Annotated in this window: 14 protein-coding genes; 7 read left to right on the top strand and 7 right to left on the bottom strand. The window is 71.8% G+C overall.

Annotated elements, in window-relative coordinates; translation table 11 throughout:
* Nucleotides 1-49: 49 nt before the first annotated feature.
* Nucleotides 50-733: a TetR family transcriptional regulator C-terminal domain-containing protein gene (locus tag Q392_RS21125; protein WP_084217286.1), complete on the bottom strand. Its 684-nt coding sequence runs from the start codon at nucleotides 731-733 to the stop codon at nucleotides 50-52.
* Nucleotides 734-785: 52 nt separating this feature from the next.
* Nucleotides 786-1,217, bottom strand: a complete 432-nt coding sequence (locus Q392_RS21120) for a MarR family winged helix-turn-helix transcriptional regulator (RefSeq protein WP_038211966.1) — start codon at nucleotides 1,215-1,217, stop codon at nucleotides 786-788.
* 233 nt (nucleotides 1,218-1,450) lie between these two features.
* Between Q392_RS21120 and Q392_RS21115 the strand changes: the two genes are divergently transcribed.
* From Q392_RS21115 to Q392_RS21095, 5 genes are all read left to right on the top strand, one after another.
* Nucleotides 1,451-2,881: an FAD-binding oxidoreductase gene (locus Q392_RS21115; protein WP_051953818.1), complete on the top strand. Its 1,431-nt coding sequence runs from the start codon at nucleotides 1,451-1,453 to the stop codon at nucleotides 2,879-2,881.
* Between the two features lie 26 nt (nucleotides 2,882-2,907).
* Nucleotides 2,908-3,942, top strand: a complete 1,035-nt coding sequence (locus tag Q392_RS21110) for an ABC transporter substrate-binding protein (RefSeq protein WP_051953817.1) — start codon at nucleotides 2,908-2,910, stop codon at nucleotides 3,940-3,942.
* Nucleotides 3,939-5,297: a cytosine deaminase gene (locus tag Q392_RS21105; RefSeq protein WP_038211916.1), complete on the top strand. Its 1,359-nt coding sequence runs from the start codon at nucleotides 3,939-3,941 to the stop codon at nucleotides 5,295-5,297. Before Q392_RS21110 ends, Q392_RS21105 begins: the two co-directional genes overlap by 4 nt.
* A gap of 109 nt (nucleotides 5,298-5,406) precedes the next feature.
* Nucleotides 5,407-6,291, top strand: coding sequence for a class I SAM-dependent methyltransferase (locus Q392_RS21100; protein ID WP_084217284.1), 885 nt, complete (start codon nucleotides 5,407-5,409; stop codon nucleotides 6,289-6,291).
* A gap of 10 nt (nucleotides 6,292-6,301) precedes the next feature.
* Entirely contained in the window at nucleotides 6,302-7,309 is a 1,008-nt protein-coding gene (locus tag Q392_RS21095; protein WP_038211910.1) for a pyridoxamine 5'-phosphate oxidase family protein, read from the top strand.
* Between the two features lie 99 nt (nucleotides 7,310-7,408).
* Here the strand turns inward: Q392_RS21095 and Q392_RS21090 are convergent, their stop codons facing one another.
* Nucleotides 7,409-7,840: a MarR family winged helix-turn-helix transcriptional regulator gene (locus tag Q392_RS21090; RefSeq protein ID WP_051953816.1), complete on the bottom strand. Its 432-nt coding sequence runs from the start codon at nucleotides 7,838-7,840 to the stop codon at nucleotides 7,409-7,411.
* On the opposite strand from Q392_RS21090, the gene Q392_RS21085 reads away from it, so the two are divergent.
* On the top strand, nucleotides 7,804-8,184 hold the full coding sequence (locus Q392_RS21085) for a tripartite tricarboxylate transporter substrate-binding protein (RefSeq protein WP_084217282.1): 381 nt from the start codon (nucleotides 7,804-7,806) through the stop codon (nucleotides 8,182-8,184). The two genes, Q392_RS21090 and Q392_RS21085, sit on opposite strands and share 37 nt — an antisense overlap.
* Nucleotides 8,185-8,214: 30 nt before the next feature.
* Here the strand turns inward: Q392_RS21085 and Q392_RS21080 are convergent, their stop codons facing one another.
* From Q392_RS21080 to Q392_RS21065, 4 genes are all read right to left on the bottom strand, one after another.
* Nucleotides 8,215-10,203, bottom strand: coding sequence for an acetoacetate--CoA ligase (locus tag Q392_RS21080; RefSeq protein ID WP_038211907.1), 1,989 nt, complete (start codon nucleotides 10,201-10,203; stop codon nucleotides 8,215-8,217).
* 38 nt (nucleotides 10,204-10,241) lie between these two features.
* Nucleotides 10,242-12,512 (bottom strand): LamG domain-containing protein, encoded by a 2,271-nt coding sequence (locus Q392_RS21075; RefSeq protein ID WP_038211958.1) that lies wholly within the window; start codon nucleotides 12,510-12,512, stop codon nucleotides 10,242-10,244.
* Entirely contained in the window at nucleotides 12,509-13,486 is a 978-nt protein-coding gene (locus Q392_RS21070; protein WP_038211904.1) for a Bug family tripartite tricarboxylate transporter substrate binding protein, read from the bottom strand. Before Q392_RS21070 ends, Q392_RS21075 begins: the two co-directional genes overlap by 4 nt.
* Before the next feature lie 94 nt (nucleotides 13,487-13,580).
* On the bottom strand, nucleotides 13,581-14,999 hold the full coding sequence (locus tag Q392_RS21065) for an aminotransferase family protein (RefSeq protein ID WP_038211902.1): 1,419 nt from the start codon (nucleotides 14,997-14,999) through the stop codon (nucleotides 13,581-13,583).
* 135 nt (nucleotides 15,000-15,134) lie between these two features.
* On the opposite strand from Q392_RS21065, the gene Q392_RS21060 reads away from it, so the two are divergent.
* The coding region (locus Q392_RS21060) for an IS5 family transposase (RefSeq protein WP_038211956.1) at nucleotides 15,135-15,381 on the top strand (247 nt) is incomplete at its 3' end.

The raw sequence follows: 15,381 nt of genomic DNA, 5'->3' as shown, positions 1-15,381 counted from the left end.
GCCAGCCCGGACGCACCGGGACGGGGAATCGCCCAAGAGGGGCGGATGCTCAGGCCCTGGCCTGGATGCCGCAGCCCGCCAGCACGAAGGCGATCAGCTCGCGCGCGACCGGCTCGCGGTCCAGGTGCGCGTCCTCGGGCAGGCCGGCCATGGCGCGCGCCTGCAGGGCGTAGTCGGCGTGGTACTGGGTCATGGCCCAGATGTGCTGCAGCAGCAGCCGCGCGTCCAGCGGCCGCATCAGCCCGCGCGCGATCCAGCCGTTGATGATGTCGATCTTCTTCTGCGTCCACTGCCGCGACATGGGCCAGAAGCGCGCCAGGTTGCTTCCGCCGTCGAGCACCTCGCGGGTGAAGATGCGCGACATCTCCGGCTTGTCGAAGGCGTGGTCCAGCTTCTGGCGGATGTAGGCGGCCAGCACGCGGCCCGGGTCGCCGGCGCTCTCGTCGAAGGAGAACACCACCTTCCAGTCGTGCAGCACCTGCATCAGCAGCTCGTTGTAGAGCTCCTCCTTGCCGGCGATGTAGTAGTGCAGTTGCGGCTTGGTCAGGCCCGCGCGGTCGGCGATGGCCTGGGTCGAGGTGCCCTTCAGGCCGTGCCGGCTGAACTCGGAGATGGCCGCCGCGCGGATGTCGGCCAGGATGCGCTCGCGCCCCTGGCGCACGCGCGAGCGCGGATGGCCGGGCACGGCCGCTGCAGGGAAGTCGATGCTGGGCGAGGCCGGGTCGGGGATCATGGTGGCAGCCGGAGAATACACGCGGCGCCTGCCGCGCCTCCGTCGTGCCTGCCTAGTAGCCCGATGCGATCAGCCGCTCGCGCATCGCCCGCAGCGACCTGCGCACCCGGGCGACCTCCGCCGGCGTGCAGGCGGACAGCACCTGCGCGGTCAGCGCATCGACCGCCTTCTCGGCCCGCGCATGGACGGCCCGCCCGCGCGGCGCGATGCGCACCAGCACGGCGCGGCCGTCGTGCTCGGTGCCGGTGCGCTCGATCCAGCCGCGCTCCTGCATGCCGTGCAGGATGCGCGTGAGGCGGGTGCGCTCGTAGGCCGTCCACTGCGCCAGCGCCTGCATCGTCAGCGGTCCCTTGCGCACCAGCGTGCCCAGCGTGCGCCACTCGGTGTTGAGCAGCCCCAGCGGGCGCAGCGCCTCGTTGATGGCGCGGTCGCGCCGGTACACCACCTGGGTGCACAGGAAGAAGATGTGGTCCTCGAGTTCCATGGCGCCGGCGCCCCTCCCGCCGGCGCCCGGCATCCACTGTAGCGCGGCCTTCGCCTGATGCGTGCAATTTCACGCATGGGCACGCTCCTTGCACCGTCCGCACCGACGACGTGACCAGCCCAGGGTTCGCGTCCACGGTGGTGCGTGCCCGCGACCGCCGCCGGACCGCGACGACCGCCCCGCAGCGACGGCGCCTTCCGTTCCACCCCTTTTCACCGAGAGAGAACCCAGGCATGAACGACACCGCTGCCTTCCTCGCCGCGCTGGGCGACGTCCCCGCGATTTCCGACCCCGCCGTGGTGCGCCGCAAGAGCCGCGACATGACGGCCAACTTCAGCCCCGTGATGAAGGACGACGCGCTCGGCCATGTGGCCGACGTGATCGTGCAGCCGCGCGACAAGGCCGACGTGCTGCGCGTCGCCGCCGCCGCCGCGCGCGCCCGCATGCCGCTGGTGATGCGCGGCGCCGGCACCTGCAACTTCGGCCAGGGCATCCCGCTGGCCGGCGGCGCGATGGTGGACATGACGGGCCTGGCGCGCGTGCTGTGGCAGCAGCCCGGCAGCGTGCGCGCCGAGGCCGGCGCGCGCCTGGCGGCCATCGACGAGGCGACCCGGCCGCAGGGCTGGGAGTTGCGCATCCACTCCTCCACCAGGAAGGTCGCCACGCTGGGCGGCTTCGTCGGCGGAGGCCACGCCGGCGTGGGAAGCTGCGCCTGGGGCATCCTGCGCGACCGCGGCAACATCCTCGGCCTCGAAGTGGTGAGCGTGGAAGAAGAACCGCGCATCGTGCAGCTGCGCGGCGACGACGTGAACCGCGTGCACCACGCCTACGGCAGCAACGGCATCATCACCGAGCTGGAGATGCCGCTGGCGCCGGCCTGGCCCTGGCGCGAGCAGGTCGTCGTGTTCCCCGAGTTCATGACCTCGGTGCGCTTCGCGCATGCGCTGGCCACCAGCGACGGCATCCCGAAGAAGCTGGTCAGCGTCATCGGCGGGCCCATCTGGCGCATGATGCGCGTGCTCAGGCCCTACGGTCGCGACGATTGCGAGGGCATGGTGCTGGCGATGGTCGCGGCGCCCTTCATGGAGGCGTTCACCGCGCTGGTGGCGGAGTTCGGCGGCACCGTCACCAGCGACGCGCCGGAAGGCGAGGGGCCCTACCGCATCCCGCTCTACGAGATGAGCTGGGGCCACACCCGCATGCACGTCAACCGCGACCACCCCGAGGTGGTCAGCAACGTCGGCCTGTACCTGGACCCGGACCTGGTCGGCGCCATCGGCCGCAGCCACCGCCGCTTCGCCCACATGCCGGGCATGCACTTCGAGGCCAAGCGCTTCGACGGCAAGCTCAGCTTCCAGGGCTCGCCCTTCTTCCGCTACGAGGGCGAGGCGCAGCTGGCCGAGGTGATGCGCGGCATGGCCGAGGACGGCGCGATGGTCGCCAACAACCACACCTTCCTCGTCAAGGAAGGCGGCATGAAGTCGCTGGACGGCGCCGACGCCGCCTTCAAGCGCGCCATGGACCCGCACGGCCTGATGAACCCCGGCAAGCTGCGCTTCGACGCCGCGGCCGCGAAGGAAAGCACCGGCGGCGACCTGCCCAGCGGCGGCTGGCGCTTCCGCAGCGCCGAGGCGCCGCAGTCCGCCGAGGAGGCCGCCGCCTGAGGCCCCCATCCACGAAAGGAACCGCCATGAACGTCTTCTCTTCCGGCGCTGCGCGCCTCTCCCGCCGCAAGGCGATCGCCGCGATCGGCGGCGCTGCCGTGGTGTCGCACCTGCCCGCCTTCCTGCCGCGCGCCACGGCGCAGGGCCTCACCAAGATCAGCGTGCAGACCGGCTGGCTGGCGCAGGCCGAGCACGGCGGCCTGTACCAGGCGCTGGCCGCCGGCATCTACAAGGAGCACGGGCTGGACGTCGAGATCCGCCCCGGCGGCCCGCAGGTCAACGTGGTGCAGCTCTTCGTGGCCGGCACCTGCGACTTCGCCGACGCCGACAGCTACCGCGCCTTCGCCTTCGCGCAGGACAGGATGCCCGCCGTCGCCGTGGCCGCCTTCTTCCAGAAGGACCCGCGCGTGCTGATGTCGCACCCCGGCACGGGCAACGACACGCTGGCCGACCTGAAGGGCAAGCCGATCATGGTCGCCACCACCGGCCGCCAGACCTACTGGCTGTGGCTCAAGGCCAGGTACGGCATGACCGACGACCAGTTGCGCCCCTACGCCTTCAGCCTGGCGCCCTGGCTGGTGGACAAGCAGGTGACGGTGCAGGGCTACCTGACCAGCGAGCCCTTCAACGCGCGCAAGTCGGGCGTGGAGCCGGTTGTGCACCTGCTGGCCGACCAGGGCTTCGACAACTACGCCAACGTCACCATCGCCAATCCGAAGATGGTGAAGGAAAGGCCCGAACTGGTGCAGCGTTTCGTCGATGCCACCGCCAAGGGCTGGGCCGGCTACCTCAACGGCGACCCCTCGGCCGCCAACGCCATGATCCAGAAGCACAACCCGCAGATGGGCAGCGACACCATCGCCTACGCCATCGACGCGATGAAGAAGTACGGCATCGTCGAGACACCCGAGACCAAGGCCCGGGGCATCGGCACCATGAGCGAGGCGCGCTGGAAGGGCTTCTACGACGCGATGGTCGCGGCCGGCGCGCAGAAGCCCGGCCTGGACGTGAAGGAGGTCTACACGATGCAGTTCGTCTCCGGCGGCAGGAAGGCGGGATGACGCACGCCTTCTTCACGCCCCCCGCCGGCGGGCGCTACGTGCTGCGCAATGCGCGCGCGCCGCGCTGCCTGGTCGACGATCCCTTGGCCGCCGACCTGCGCCCCGCGGGCGACGGCGACCTGGTGGCGCTGGACCTCGCCGTCGAAGACGGGCGCATCGCCGCGATAGCACCGGCCGGCGCCACCGATGCAGCGCGCGGGCCGGACATGGACGCCTCGCTGGTGCTGCCCGGCTTCGTCGACCTGCACACGCACCTGGACAAGGGCCACATCTGGCCGCGCCGCCAGAACCCGACCGGCGACGGTGCGGGCGCCGCGCTGGCCACGATGCAGGACCGCACCGCCCACTGGCACGCCGAGGACGTGCGGCGCCGCATGGACTTCGCGCTGCGCACCGCGTATGCCAAGGGCGTGGTTGCGATCCGCACGCACCTCGATTCACTGGCGCCGCAGGCGCAGATCTCCTTCCCGGTGTTCCGCGCCATGCGCGAGGCGTGGGCCGGCCGCATCGATCTGCAGGCCTCGTCCATCGCGCCGGTGGACATCTTCCTCACCGACGAGGGCGTGCAACTGGCCGACATCGTGGCCGAAAGCGGCGGCAACCTGGGCTGCGTCACACGTTCGCTGCGCCATCCTGCCGAGCCGACGCCGCCGGAGGTGGACGAGGGCCTGGCGCGCCTCTTGCGGCTGGCCGCCGAGCGCGGACTGGACGTGGACCTGCACGTGGACGAATCCACCGACCCGCGCGCCCGCTCGCTGATCCGCGTGGCGCGCGCGGCGCTGGCGCAGGGATTCAAGGGCCGCATCCTGTGCGGCCACTGCACCTCGCTGGCGCTGCAGACCGACGAGTTCATCGCCGAGACGCTGGCCGCCTGCCGCGATGCGGGCATCGCCGTGGTGAGCCTGCCTACGGTGAACATGTACCTGCAGGACCGCAGCCGCGAGGCCGTGCGCACCCCGCGCTGGCGCGGCGTGACGGTGCTGCACGAGATGAAGGCCGCGGGCCTGGATGTGGCGGTCGCCGGCGACAACTGCCGCGACCCCTTCTACGCCTACGGCGACCACGACATGCTCGACACCTACACCCAGGCGGTGAAGATCCTGCATCTGGACCATCCCTTCGCAGACTGGATCCGCGCCGCCAGCGCCACGCCGGCCGCCATCATGGGACTGCAGGGGCGCGGCGTGCTGAAGGCCGGCATGCCGGCCGACCTGATGGTGCTGCGCGCGCGCAGCTATTCGGAAATGCTGGCGCGCCACCAGTTCGACCGCACGGTGCTGCGGCGCGGCCGGGCCATCGACACCACGCTGCCGGACTATCGCGAACTGGACGAACTGGTGGAGGGACGGCACTGAGAAGCAGAGAGCCATGAGCGCCGCGCGTGGCATGGCCGAAGCCGATCACACTGGTAAATAACAACGATTCTCATTTAAAATCAAATCACTCACTCCTCTCGGAGCACCCATGGGTGACGCCCCTGCCGGAATACATCCCACCTCTGCGCACGACGCTGCGCCGCTGCCGGCAGGTGCCGCCGTGGCGGCGCATGCGGTCAGCGACACCCTGCGCATTCCCCTGGCGGCCCGTGCCCTGGGCGAGACGCTGTTCCCGCGGATGGCCGTCCACGACGCCTGCGCGGCCGACGCGCTGGCCCGCCTCGGCGACGACGGCAGCCTCTGGCTGAAGGACCGCCACAGCGTCTACGGCATCCTGTCCCGCACGCGCGTCTTCCGCGACCTGGCGCAGGCCTATCTGAAGCGCCATCCGGCAGGGCGCGTGGTCAACCTGGGCTGCGGCCTGAGCCACTACTTCCAGTGGCTGGACAACGGCGAGGCCCGCATGACCGATGCCGACCTGCCGGACGTGATCGCGCTGCGCAGGGAGATCCTGGGGCCGCCCGGCCCGCGGCACGAGTTGCTCGAAGTGGACCTGTGCCGGCTCGGCTGGTGGGACCGCCTCGGCCTGCCTCCCGGACGCGGCGCAGCGCCGGTCTTCCTGATGAGCGAAGGCGTGCTGATGTACCTGCAGCCCGATGCCGTGTCCTCGATCCTCGCCGAGTTCGGCGAGCGCGCGCCGCCGGGCTCGGTGTTCGCCTTCGACGCCATGTGCTGGCTGGCGGCAGGGCGGGCGAAGCAGCACCCGTCGGTACGGCACACCCGGGCCGAGATCGCCTGGGGGCCGAGGCGTGCGCGCGATCTGACCCGGCCGCATCCGCGCCTGCGGCTGGCGGCGACCCACCAGGTGATGGAAGGCTACGGCTGGCCGTACTCGGTGATCGGGCCCGCTTCCCGGCTGCTGCTGGGCGTGCCGTTCTACGCGCTGTACGAACTGCGTGCCGGCGATGACTGAGGCGGCGCGCATGGAGGGACCGATCCGCACGATCGACGAACTGGAGGCGGCCGTCGGCGCGAAGCCGGCGGCGGTGGACCTCAAGGTGATCGATCACCTGGATGCCCATGCGCGGCGCTGGCTCGCCGAGTCTCCGCTGGCCTTTGCCGGCTTCGCCGACGCGCAGCGGATCGACGTGACGATCGCGGGCGGTGAACGGGGCTTCGCCACGGCGCTCGACGAAGGCCGGCTGCGCCTGCCGCGCGCGGCGCTGGACGATCCGGAGCAGGCGGCGCCGGGGCGCGGCGCGGGCCTGTTGTTCCTGGTGCCCGGCCTGGGCGAGACGCTGCGCGTCAACGGCGTGGTGGCGGCCGTGGACGGCGGCGCTGCCGTGGTCGCGGTCCAGGAGTGCTACGCGCACTGCGCCAAGGCGCTGCTGCGTTCGGATTTCTGGCGGCCCACGGGCACGGCCGTGCCGGCCGACGCCGAGGCCTTCGTGCGCGAGAGCCGCTTCATGGCGCTGGCCACCGCCGATGCGCAGCTGCATGCGGACCTGAGCCCCAAGGGAGATCCTGCCGGCCTGCTGGCGCAGCCTTTCGACGGCGGCCTGCGCTTCGCGGACCGGCCCGGCAACCGCCGCACGGACAGCCTGCGCAACCTGCTTGCACGGCCGAGCGCAGCCGCCCTGCTGGTCGTGCCCGGGCATGCGCGGGTGGCGGTGATCCAGGGCGGCGCATCGCTCGGCGCGGACCCGCGGCAGCGGCAGGCCTTCGCGGTGCAGGACAAGATGCCCAGGCTCGTGACCAGCCTCGCCTCGCCGGTGATCGCGCTGCGCGAGAGCGCGGCGCTGGCGCGCGCCCGGCCCTGGGCGCTGCCGGCCACGCCGCCTGCGGACATCGATCCCGCGGCCGTCTTCGCGGCGCACGTCCGGCTCAACAAAACCCGCGGGCTGCGCGCGGTGCTCGCCCGCGGCGTGGTGTCCATCCCCGGCCTGATGCGCAAGGGGCTGGACGAGGACTACCGGCGCAACCTCTACTGATGACGGCGCGGTCCTCGTGCGCGGATGTGCCCTCTGCCGCGCCGTGTCCAGCCGCATGGGCAATGGGCCTGCATCGATCCGCTGCGGCGCCGCCCGCCGTCAGTCCTCGGTGCGGCGCCCTCGCCACCGTCCACGGTCCGCGCTGACATCGAGGAAGATCGAATCGCTGAGCGCCTGTGCATGGTGCGTGAGGGTCGACAGCACCTCGTCGAGCGATTCGAGCTGCGCCGCATCGAGCACCGACACCATGCGCCGGTTGATCTCGGCGATCTGCGGGAACAGTTGCCGATGCAGTTCGCGGCCCTTGGGCGTGGCCGCGATCAGGGCGCACCGGCGATCGGCGTGCTGCACGTCCCGCAGCACCAGTTGCTTGTGCACGAGCGCAGCGACCACCCGCGACGAGCGCGTGGCGTCCAGATGCGCCAGTTCGCTCAGCCTCGACGGCGACATGGCACCGCCTTCGACCACCAGGCTGAGCAGCCGGAACTCGCGCCGTGTCACGCCGTAGCGCCCCTCGCACAGGCGGATCACCGGTGCGCCGGCCAGCGAGAAGAGTCGCTGCCCTGGCGGTGACGAGCCCGGCGCGTTCGCCGCTCGCGCCCGACGTGCCGACCACCGCCGAGTCCGGCCTGAAGGCGCTGGAGGTGGAGGTGCTGTACGTGATGATGGTGCCGGCGGCCACGCCGGAGCCGATCATGGCGGTTCTGCAGCGCGCGGTGGTCGACGCGCTGGCCCAGCCGGACGTGCGCGCCTCGCTGTCGCGGCTGGACATGACCGTCGAGTCGCTGGTGGGTGCGCAGGCCCGGGAGCGCCTGGACCGGCAGGCCGCGCGCTACGGCCGGGTGATCAAGGCGCTGGACATGAAGATCGAGTGACGGAGGGCGGCCGGGGACGCGCGCCCCGGTTCACGCACGCCGGCCATCGGCGTAGCGGAAGAAGAACCGCAGGCTGTCCGGGTTCTGCATGGCGTCGGGGCTCGCGACCTTGTCGGCCGGGGCGCCGAGCAGCAGCTTGCGCACCGGCACTTCCATCTTCTTGCCGCTCAGTGTGCGCGGGATCTCGTCGACCTGCACCACGTCGTCGGGCACGTGGCGCGCGGATGCCTTGGTCCGGATCTGCGCGCGGATGCGTTCCCTGAGCGCGTCGTCCAGCGTCGCGCCCGCCTGAAGCACGACGAACAGCGGCATGAACGAGGGGCGCCCCAGGTACTCCAGGTCCACCACCAGGCTGTCGCGCACCTCGGGCAGCGCCTCGACCACGCGATAGATCTCGGCCGTGCCCATGCGGATGCCGAAGCGGTTGATGGTGCTGTCGGAGCGGCCGTAGATCACCGAGCTGCGCCGCGGCGTGAAGCGGATCCAGTCGCCGTGGCGCCATGCGCCCGGGAAGGTGTCGAAATAGCTTTCCCGGTAGCGCCTGTCGCCCGGATCGCCCCAGAAGAACACCGGCATCGACGGCATGGGCTGCGTGATCACCAGCTCGCCGACCTGGTCGACCACCGGCCGGCCCTCCTCGTCGTACGCGAAGGCCGCGACGCCGAGCTCGGGGCACTGGATCTCGCCCGCATGGACCGGCAGCGTCGGGGCGCATGCGACGAAGCCGGAGGCGATGTCCGTGCCGCCGCTGATGGAAGCCAGCCAGAGATCCGGCTTGACCGCGCCGTACACCCAGCGGTAGGCATCGATGGGCAGGGGCGAGCCGGTCGCGTTGATGGCGCGCAGTCTGTCGAGCCGCACCTGGTCGCGCGGGCGCAGGCCGTCCTTCATGCAGTCGACGAGGTAGGCCGCGCCGCAGCCGAAGAGCGTGACACCCTGCGCGTCGATGAAGCGCCAGAGCGACTCGCCGTCGGGCCACGCGGGATGGCCGTCGAAGAGCACGATGCTCGCGCCCGTGAGGAGGGCGCCCACCTGCAGGTTCCACACGATCCAGCCGGTGCTGCCGAGGAACATCAGCCGGTCGCCGGGGCGCAGGTCGTGCTGCAGCGCCATGGTCTTCAGGTGCGTGAGCACGATGCCGCCGTGGCTGTGCACCATGGCCTTGGGCAAGCCGGTCGTGCCGGAGGAATAGACGATCCACAGGGGGTGGTCGAACGGCAGCCGCTCGTAGCGCGGCGGCGCCGCCTCCGACACCGCATCCGCCCAGTCGACGCGGTCGCGCCAGCCGTTGGCCCGGCCGCTTGCCAGCGGGCCGGGCACGTGCACCACGCGCCGCACGCTGGGCAGTTGGGCCAGCAGCTCGTCGACCTGCGGTGCGCGATCGTGCAGCCCGCCGTTGTACCCGTGGCTGTCCGACGCGATCAGCAGGCAGGGCTCGATCTGGCGCAGGCGGTCCAGCACCACCGACGGCCCCATGTCCGGCGCGCAGCTCGACCAGATCGCGCCGATGCTCGCGCAGGCGAGGAAGGCCACCACGGTTTCCGGCCAGTTGGGCAGGTAGCCCGCGACGCGGTCGCCGGGGCGGATGCCCCAGGCGCGCATGCGCGCCGCCAGCGCGGCGGTGTCGCGCTCCAGCTCGGCCCAGCTCACTTCGCGCGGCGGTGCGTTCTCGGTGCGCGCGATGATCGCGGGCCGCTCGCCGGTGGCGTTGCGCAGCAGGTTCTCGGCATAGTTCAGCCGCATGTTCGGAAACCAGCGCGCGCCCGGCATCTGCCGGCTCGACAGCGCCGGCTCGCGCTCGCCCTCGCCGACGACGTCGAAGTAGTCCCAGACCGACTGCCAGAAGGCTTCCAGCGCGTCGACCGACCAGCGCCACAGGTCCTCGTAGTCGGCGGCCCGAACGCCGCGCTCGTCGGCCAGCCATTGCCGGTAGTGATGAAGGCGGCTCGCGCGGATCTGCGCGGGCGAGGGAGACCACAGCAGTTCGCCGAGGTCTTCGGGGGCGGAATGGGCTGGCATCAGGACGGCTCCGGCATGTCTCCCGAGGGAGACGGGTTCTATCTGGGCTGGCATCCGAAGTGATGCAGCACGTTGCGCAGCAGGCCGTCGAACACCGGGTCGCTGCCCACCACCCACGCGGCGCCGACGGCACCGGCATGGAACACGCGGCCGCCCTGGGGGCGCTCCCAGTAGATCATCTCCGCCGACAGGCCGCCGAGCGGGTCGGTGGCGCGCGAGTGCCAGTCGAGGTACGTGTCCAGCGCGCCCGGCACCCGGCGGATGCCCTGGGCGATCACGGTCAGGCCGGGCGGCGGCTCGGGCAGGACGGCGCCGGGCGGCCCCTCGCGCGTCATGCGCAGCAGCGTCGCGGTGCTCAGGTCCCATTCGTGGCCGATGGCGCGCGGCAGGCCGCCGCCGGGCGCGTGGCCGAAGGTCGTGCCGTGTTCGAGGCCGAGCCGATGGGGATGGTTGAACAGCGGATGGGCCGGCTCGGCCACGTGATACACACCGAAGTCGTCCGCGTCCGCGAAACCCCAGCCGGCGCTTTCGAGGCCGATGATGCCTGCCGCCGAACGGCCCACGGCGCGCAGTTGTCCGCCGCGTGCCCAGTCCTGGCTGTGGAACTCTTCGCCGAACGGGCCCGCGGGCGGCCGGAGTTCGGCGCTGTCGGGATCGGCGCCGCGCTCTTCGTTCTTGCGCTGCTCCATCACGCCCATGTCTTCGTCGAAGCTGACGCGCAGGTACATGGTGTTGCCGGAGAGCACCAGGGCCTGTCCGCCGCGCCTGAGCATGGCATCGAAGGCGTCCACCACGGGCGTGGACCAGTACTCGCTGTGGCCGTTGACGACGACCGTGCGGTAGTGCGCGAGCAGCCCGGGATCGGCGTGCACGTCGAGGTCGGCCAGCAGGTCGAAGGCGTAGCCTTCGCGCTCCAGCCAGGCATGCAGGCGGCGCTCCAGCCGCGTCCATTGCGAGAAGCCGCTGCCGGCGGGGTCGTAGAGCGCGGCCGGACTCGCATGGGGCCAGGGCATGCGCAGCCCGGTGAAGTAGCTGGGCTGGCCTGCCCGGTGGTAGGTGTAGCTGCAGAAGGCGGGTGCGTGCGGGTGGCTGTTGGGCAGGCCGGTCGAGCGGCGCGGCCAGACCGGGTCTTCCACCTGGTTGCGCGCGAAGGGCGTCGCGGCGTAGGCCAGCCAGCTGCTCATCGCGCAGAGCACCAGCAGCGGCGCCGGCTTCGCATCGGCGGGGCGCTTGACGAGGAAGGTGATGTCGTAGACCGCTTCCCGCCCTTCCCAATCGAAGCGCAGCCGCGCCACGTGCAGGCCGGGACGCGCGTCGGCCGGCACGGCCAGGCGGTGCGTGGCGGCCCATCGGCAGTCGTAGAGATCGTCGCCGGCGAGGCGCAGTCCCTGGCGCTGGCCCGGCGCGGCGAACGGGTCGTGACGGGCCTCCGGCGCGTCTTCGTCGAAGGCGGGGCCGCGGATCATCCAGGTCCCGTGGTTGACGATGCGGCCCTCGCGCTGGTGGCCGCTGGCATCGGCCACGCGGTCGCCTCGCCCCTCGCGCAGCGGCCAGCAGGCGCGCACCGAGGGGTCTGCCGGCAACTGCCGTGCGCGCGATCCTGCCCGCACGGCCAGTTCCGCGGCCGACAGCGCGCGTTCGTAGATGACCGGCAGGGCCAGGTCCACGTCGGCGAATGCGTCGGCGCCGAACGGGCCGCCGGCCGCGCCGAGCCGCAGCGGCGCGGGCCCCGGGCGCACCGGGCCTGCCACGGGCCAGCGGCCGGCGCACGCGCCGTCGATCCACAGGGCCGCCGAGCGGCCGTCCCATGTCGCCGCCACGTGCTGCCAGCGCCGGGCGGCCAGGCGGGTGCCGGCATGCAGCGCGGCTTCCTGCTTCGCGCCGCCGTCGCCGAGGTACAGCGACAGCGTGCCGTCGGTCTCGATGAAGAGGCCGAAGCCGCATCCCGCCGGCGCGTCGTACTGCGTGATCAGCGCCTGCCGCTCGCCGCTGCAGCGCCAGGGCATCACCCAGCACTCCAGCGTCAGCCCCGGCAGCGGCAGCGCGGCGGGCAGGCCGCGCTCGACGTGCACGTAGGAGCCGGGATGGATCGGCTGCACCCGTGCGGGCAAGACGCCCAGGTCGGCAACGACCGTGTCGCTGTCGCGGCTGTCGGCGTCGGGCCCCAGCCGGCATACCGCGATGCGGCAGGGCCGATCGCTGCTGACGTGGAAATCGATGCGCTCGCCGGCATGCACAGTCTTTGCGCTCGCGTAGCCGTGCACGCCCGGCACGGTCAGTGCGCGGTGCGGCGGGATCGGCCGGCTCATTCCGTGGTGAAGCCCGACGCCTTGACCACCGGCCCCCAGCGCTTGAGGTCGTCGGCGATCAGCGCGGACAGTTCCTCGGGCGTGCTCGGGCTCGCGTCGCTGCCGAGCTTGGCCAGCCGTTCCTGCACCTCGGGCAGCGCCAGCGCCTTGCCCAGCGCGGCGTGCAACTGGACGACGGTGGCGCGCGGCGTGCCGGCCGGCACGAAGAGGCCCGTCCATTCGAGGTTGTCGAAATGGGGCTGGCCCAGTTCCTTGAGCGTGGGCACGTCCGGCAGCAGCGCGGTGCGCCTGACGCCGTTGACGGCGAGCACCTTGAGCTTGCCGGACTGCTGGTACGGCACGAGGTCGGCGATGGGCGTGATGCCGGCCGCCACCTGATTGCCGAGCAGGTCCTGGACCAGCGGCGCCGCGCCGCGGTAGGGCACGGGGGTGAGTTCGACCCTGGCGTCGCTGCCGAGGCGAAAGCCCATGAACTGCGACACGCTGCCGGCGGCCGGCACGCCGTAGCTGGCCCTGGACCTGTCGCTGCTCGCGAGGGCGAGCCATTCGCGCACGTTGCTCGCCGGCAGCGTCGCCGGCACGGCGATGCCTTCATAGAAGCTGGCGATGCGGCCCACGGCCCGGAAGTCCTTCACCGGGTCGTAATGCACTGACTTCGACGTCAGCGGCAGCATCACCATCATGTGCATGTTGGCCAGCAGCACGGTCAGCCCGTCGGGCTGCGCGGCGCGCACGTAGTCGGCGGCGATCTGGCCGCCGGCGCCGCTGCGGTTCTCCACCACGACCGGCGCGCCCAGTTCGGCCGAGAGCTTGTCGGCCAGCGTGCGGGCCTGCACGTCGGCCGAGCCGCCCGCGGGGTAGCCGACGATCAGCCGCAGCGGCCCCTTGCCCGAGGGCACCTGCGCGAAGGCCGCGCAGGCAAAGGCGAGGCTCGCGCAGGCGAGCGTGAATCGAGGCAGGGCGGTCAGCATCATGGGTCGTCCTTGGTGAAGGCGGGGTGGCAGGAAGGGAGGGAGACGGCCGTGCGGCACGGGCCGGGCGCGGCTCCGGGCCGCCCGCAGCACGGCCTCAGACCAGCCCGAGGCGGGCCGCCTCGTCGGCGAGGTCGGCGAGGGCGAGTTCGAGGCGCTCGACCAGCTCGTCGAGCTCGGGCTCGCTGATCGTCAGGGGCGGCGTGATCATCTGGAAGTCGCCGAAGGCGCCCAGGTTGGCGCGGCGGTTGTACAGCGCGATGCCGTGCCGCAGGCCGTGCGCGGTGAGCTTCGCGGGGGCGTTGAACTCTGGCGGCAGCGCGCGGCGCGAGCCCTTGTCGGCCACCAGCTCGATGGCACTGAGCAGGCCCAGCCCGCGCACGTCGCCCACCAGCGGCGAGCGCTGCGCGAGCGCATCCAGCCGCCGGCGCAGGCTCAGCCCGCGCTCGCGGGCGCATGCCACGAGGTCGAGCCGCTCGACCTCGTCCATCACCGCGTTGGCGATCGCGCACGACAGCGGGTTGGTGAAGTAGGTGTGCCCGTGCACGAAGCCGCCGCTGCCGGCCACCGCATCGACGATGCGGTCGGGCGCCAGCAGGCAGCCCAGCGGGGTGTACCCGGCCGCGAGGCCCTTGGCCAGCGTCACCATGTCGGGCCGCGCGGCGCGCCAGTGGTGGGCCGCCAGGAACTCGCCGGTGCGGCCGGCGCCGCTCATGATCTCGTCATAGATCAGCAGCACGCCGTGGCGGTCGCAGATCTGCCGCACGCGTTCGAAGTAGCCCGCAGGCGACACCACCGTCCCGGTGGACAGGCCGCCGATGGGCTCGAGGATGAAGGCGAGCACCGTCTCGGGCCCTTCGCGCTCGATGGTCCGCGCGAGCTCGTCGGCACAGGCCATGGCATGGCTCTCCTCGGTGTGGCCTTCCGGCAGCCGGTACGACAGCGGCGCCGGCACCTTGGGCATCGGCCTGGTCATCGGGCCGTAGATCGAGAGCGTGTGTTCGTCGCCGGTGACGGCGAGTGCGCCGAGGGTCGAGCCGTGGTAGCTCGGGTTGCGCGAGATCACCTTCCAGCGGCTGCCCTGGCCGCTCACCACCGCGTAGTGGCGTGCGAGCTTGAGCGCCGACTCGTTCGCCTCCGATCCGCCGGAAACGAAGAAGGCGCGGTCGAAGCCCTCGCCGGCCAGCGCGCAGACGCGGTCGGCCAGCGCGATGTTGTGTTCGCTCTCGAAGAAGCGCGGATAGGCGAAGCTCACCCGCGCCGCCTGCTCCTGCATGGCCGCGAGCACGTGGGGATTGCCGTGGCCGATGTTGGCCACCACCGCGCCCGCGGTCGCGTCCAGATAGCGCCGGCCGTCGGCGTCCCAGAGGTAGACGCCTTCGCCGCGGCCCACGCGCGGAGGCCGGGGCGAGCCCTTGGGGCTGTAGAAGGCGAGGACCGAGCCGCCATGCGGGGTGTCGCCCAGCAGGCGTGAGGGGGCGGGCGTTGCAGGAGATCCGGCGGCAGGCGATTGCATGGCGCAACGATACGGAGATCGTCCTCGCGAAAGAAGCGGCATGGAAGGATGAAGTCCTATACGCTAGGCTGAATCGACATTCAGGGCGACGAACATGGGAGATGAGACGATACGGGCAGGAGGAAGCCAGCCTGAATGTCTCGCCCGATCCGCTACGAACTGACAGATCACCAATGGAAGCGTCTTGAGGGTTTGCTGCCCGGCAAAGCCTCGGACCCTGGGCGCAGTGGCGCAGACAACCGTGCCTTCGTCAATGGCGTGCTGTGGGTGCTGCGCTCGGGTGCGCGCTGGAGCGACCTGCCGCAACGCTACGGCAAGTACAAGACCGTGCACAAGCGCTTCACGCGCTGGGCCGCCGCTGGTGTCTGGGAGCGGGTGTTTG

The organism is Xenophilus azovorans DSM 13620 (assembly GCF_000745855.1).
Lineage (GTDB): Bacteria > Pseudomonadota > Gammaproteobacteria > Burkholderiales > Burkholderiaceae_C > Xenophilus > Xenophilus azovorans.
The sequence above is the reverse complement of the archived record's forward strand: the minus strand, read 5'-3'. Positions and strand labels throughout refer to the sequence as shown.

Bases quoted from the DNA above. Each gene is read 5' to 3' on its own strand.
- Q392_RS21125 (WP_084217286.1), bottom strand. From the start codon at position 733: ATGATCCCCGACCCGGCCTCGCCCAGCATCGACTTCCCTGCAGCGGCC.
- Q392_RS21120 (WP_038211966.1), bottom strand. From the start codon at position 1,217: ATGGAACTCGAGGACCACATCTTCTTCCTGTGCACCCAGGTGGTGTAC.
- Q392_RS21115 (WP_051953818.1), top strand. From the start codon at position 1,451: ATGAACGACACCGCTGCCTTCCTCGCCGCGCTGGGCGACGTCCCCGCG.
- Q392_RS21110 (WP_051953817.1), top strand. From the start codon at position 2,908: ATGAACGTCTTCTCTTCCGGCGCTGCGCGCCTCTCCCGCCGCAAGGCG.
- Q392_RS21105 (WP_038211916.1), top strand. From the start codon at position 3,939: ATGACGCACGCCTTCTTCACGCCCCCCGCCGGCGGGCGCTACGTGCTG.
- Q392_RS21100 (WP_084217284.1), top strand. From the start codon at position 5,407: ATGGGTGACGCCCCTGCCGGAATACATCCCACCTCTGCGCACGACGCT.
- Q392_RS21095 (WP_038211910.1), top strand. From the start codon at position 6,302: ATGGAGGGACCGATCCGCACGATCGACGAACTGGAGGCGGCCGTCGGC.
- Q392_RS21080 (WP_038211907.1), bottom strand. From the start codon at position 10,203: ATGCCAGCCCATTCCGCCCCCGAAGACCTCGGCGAACTGCTGTGGTCT.
- Q392_RS21075 (WP_038211958.1), bottom strand. From the start codon at position 12,512: ATGAGCCGGCCGATCCCGCCGCACCGCGCACTGACCGTGCCGGGCGTG.
- Q392_RS21070 (WP_038211904.1), bottom strand. From the start codon at position 13,486: ATGATGCTGACCGCCCTGCCTCGATTCACGCTCGCCTGCGCGAGCCTC.
- Q392_RS21065 (WP_038211902.1), bottom strand. From the start codon at position 14,999: ATGCAATCGCCTGCCGCCGGATCTCCTGCAACGCCCGCCCCCTCACGC.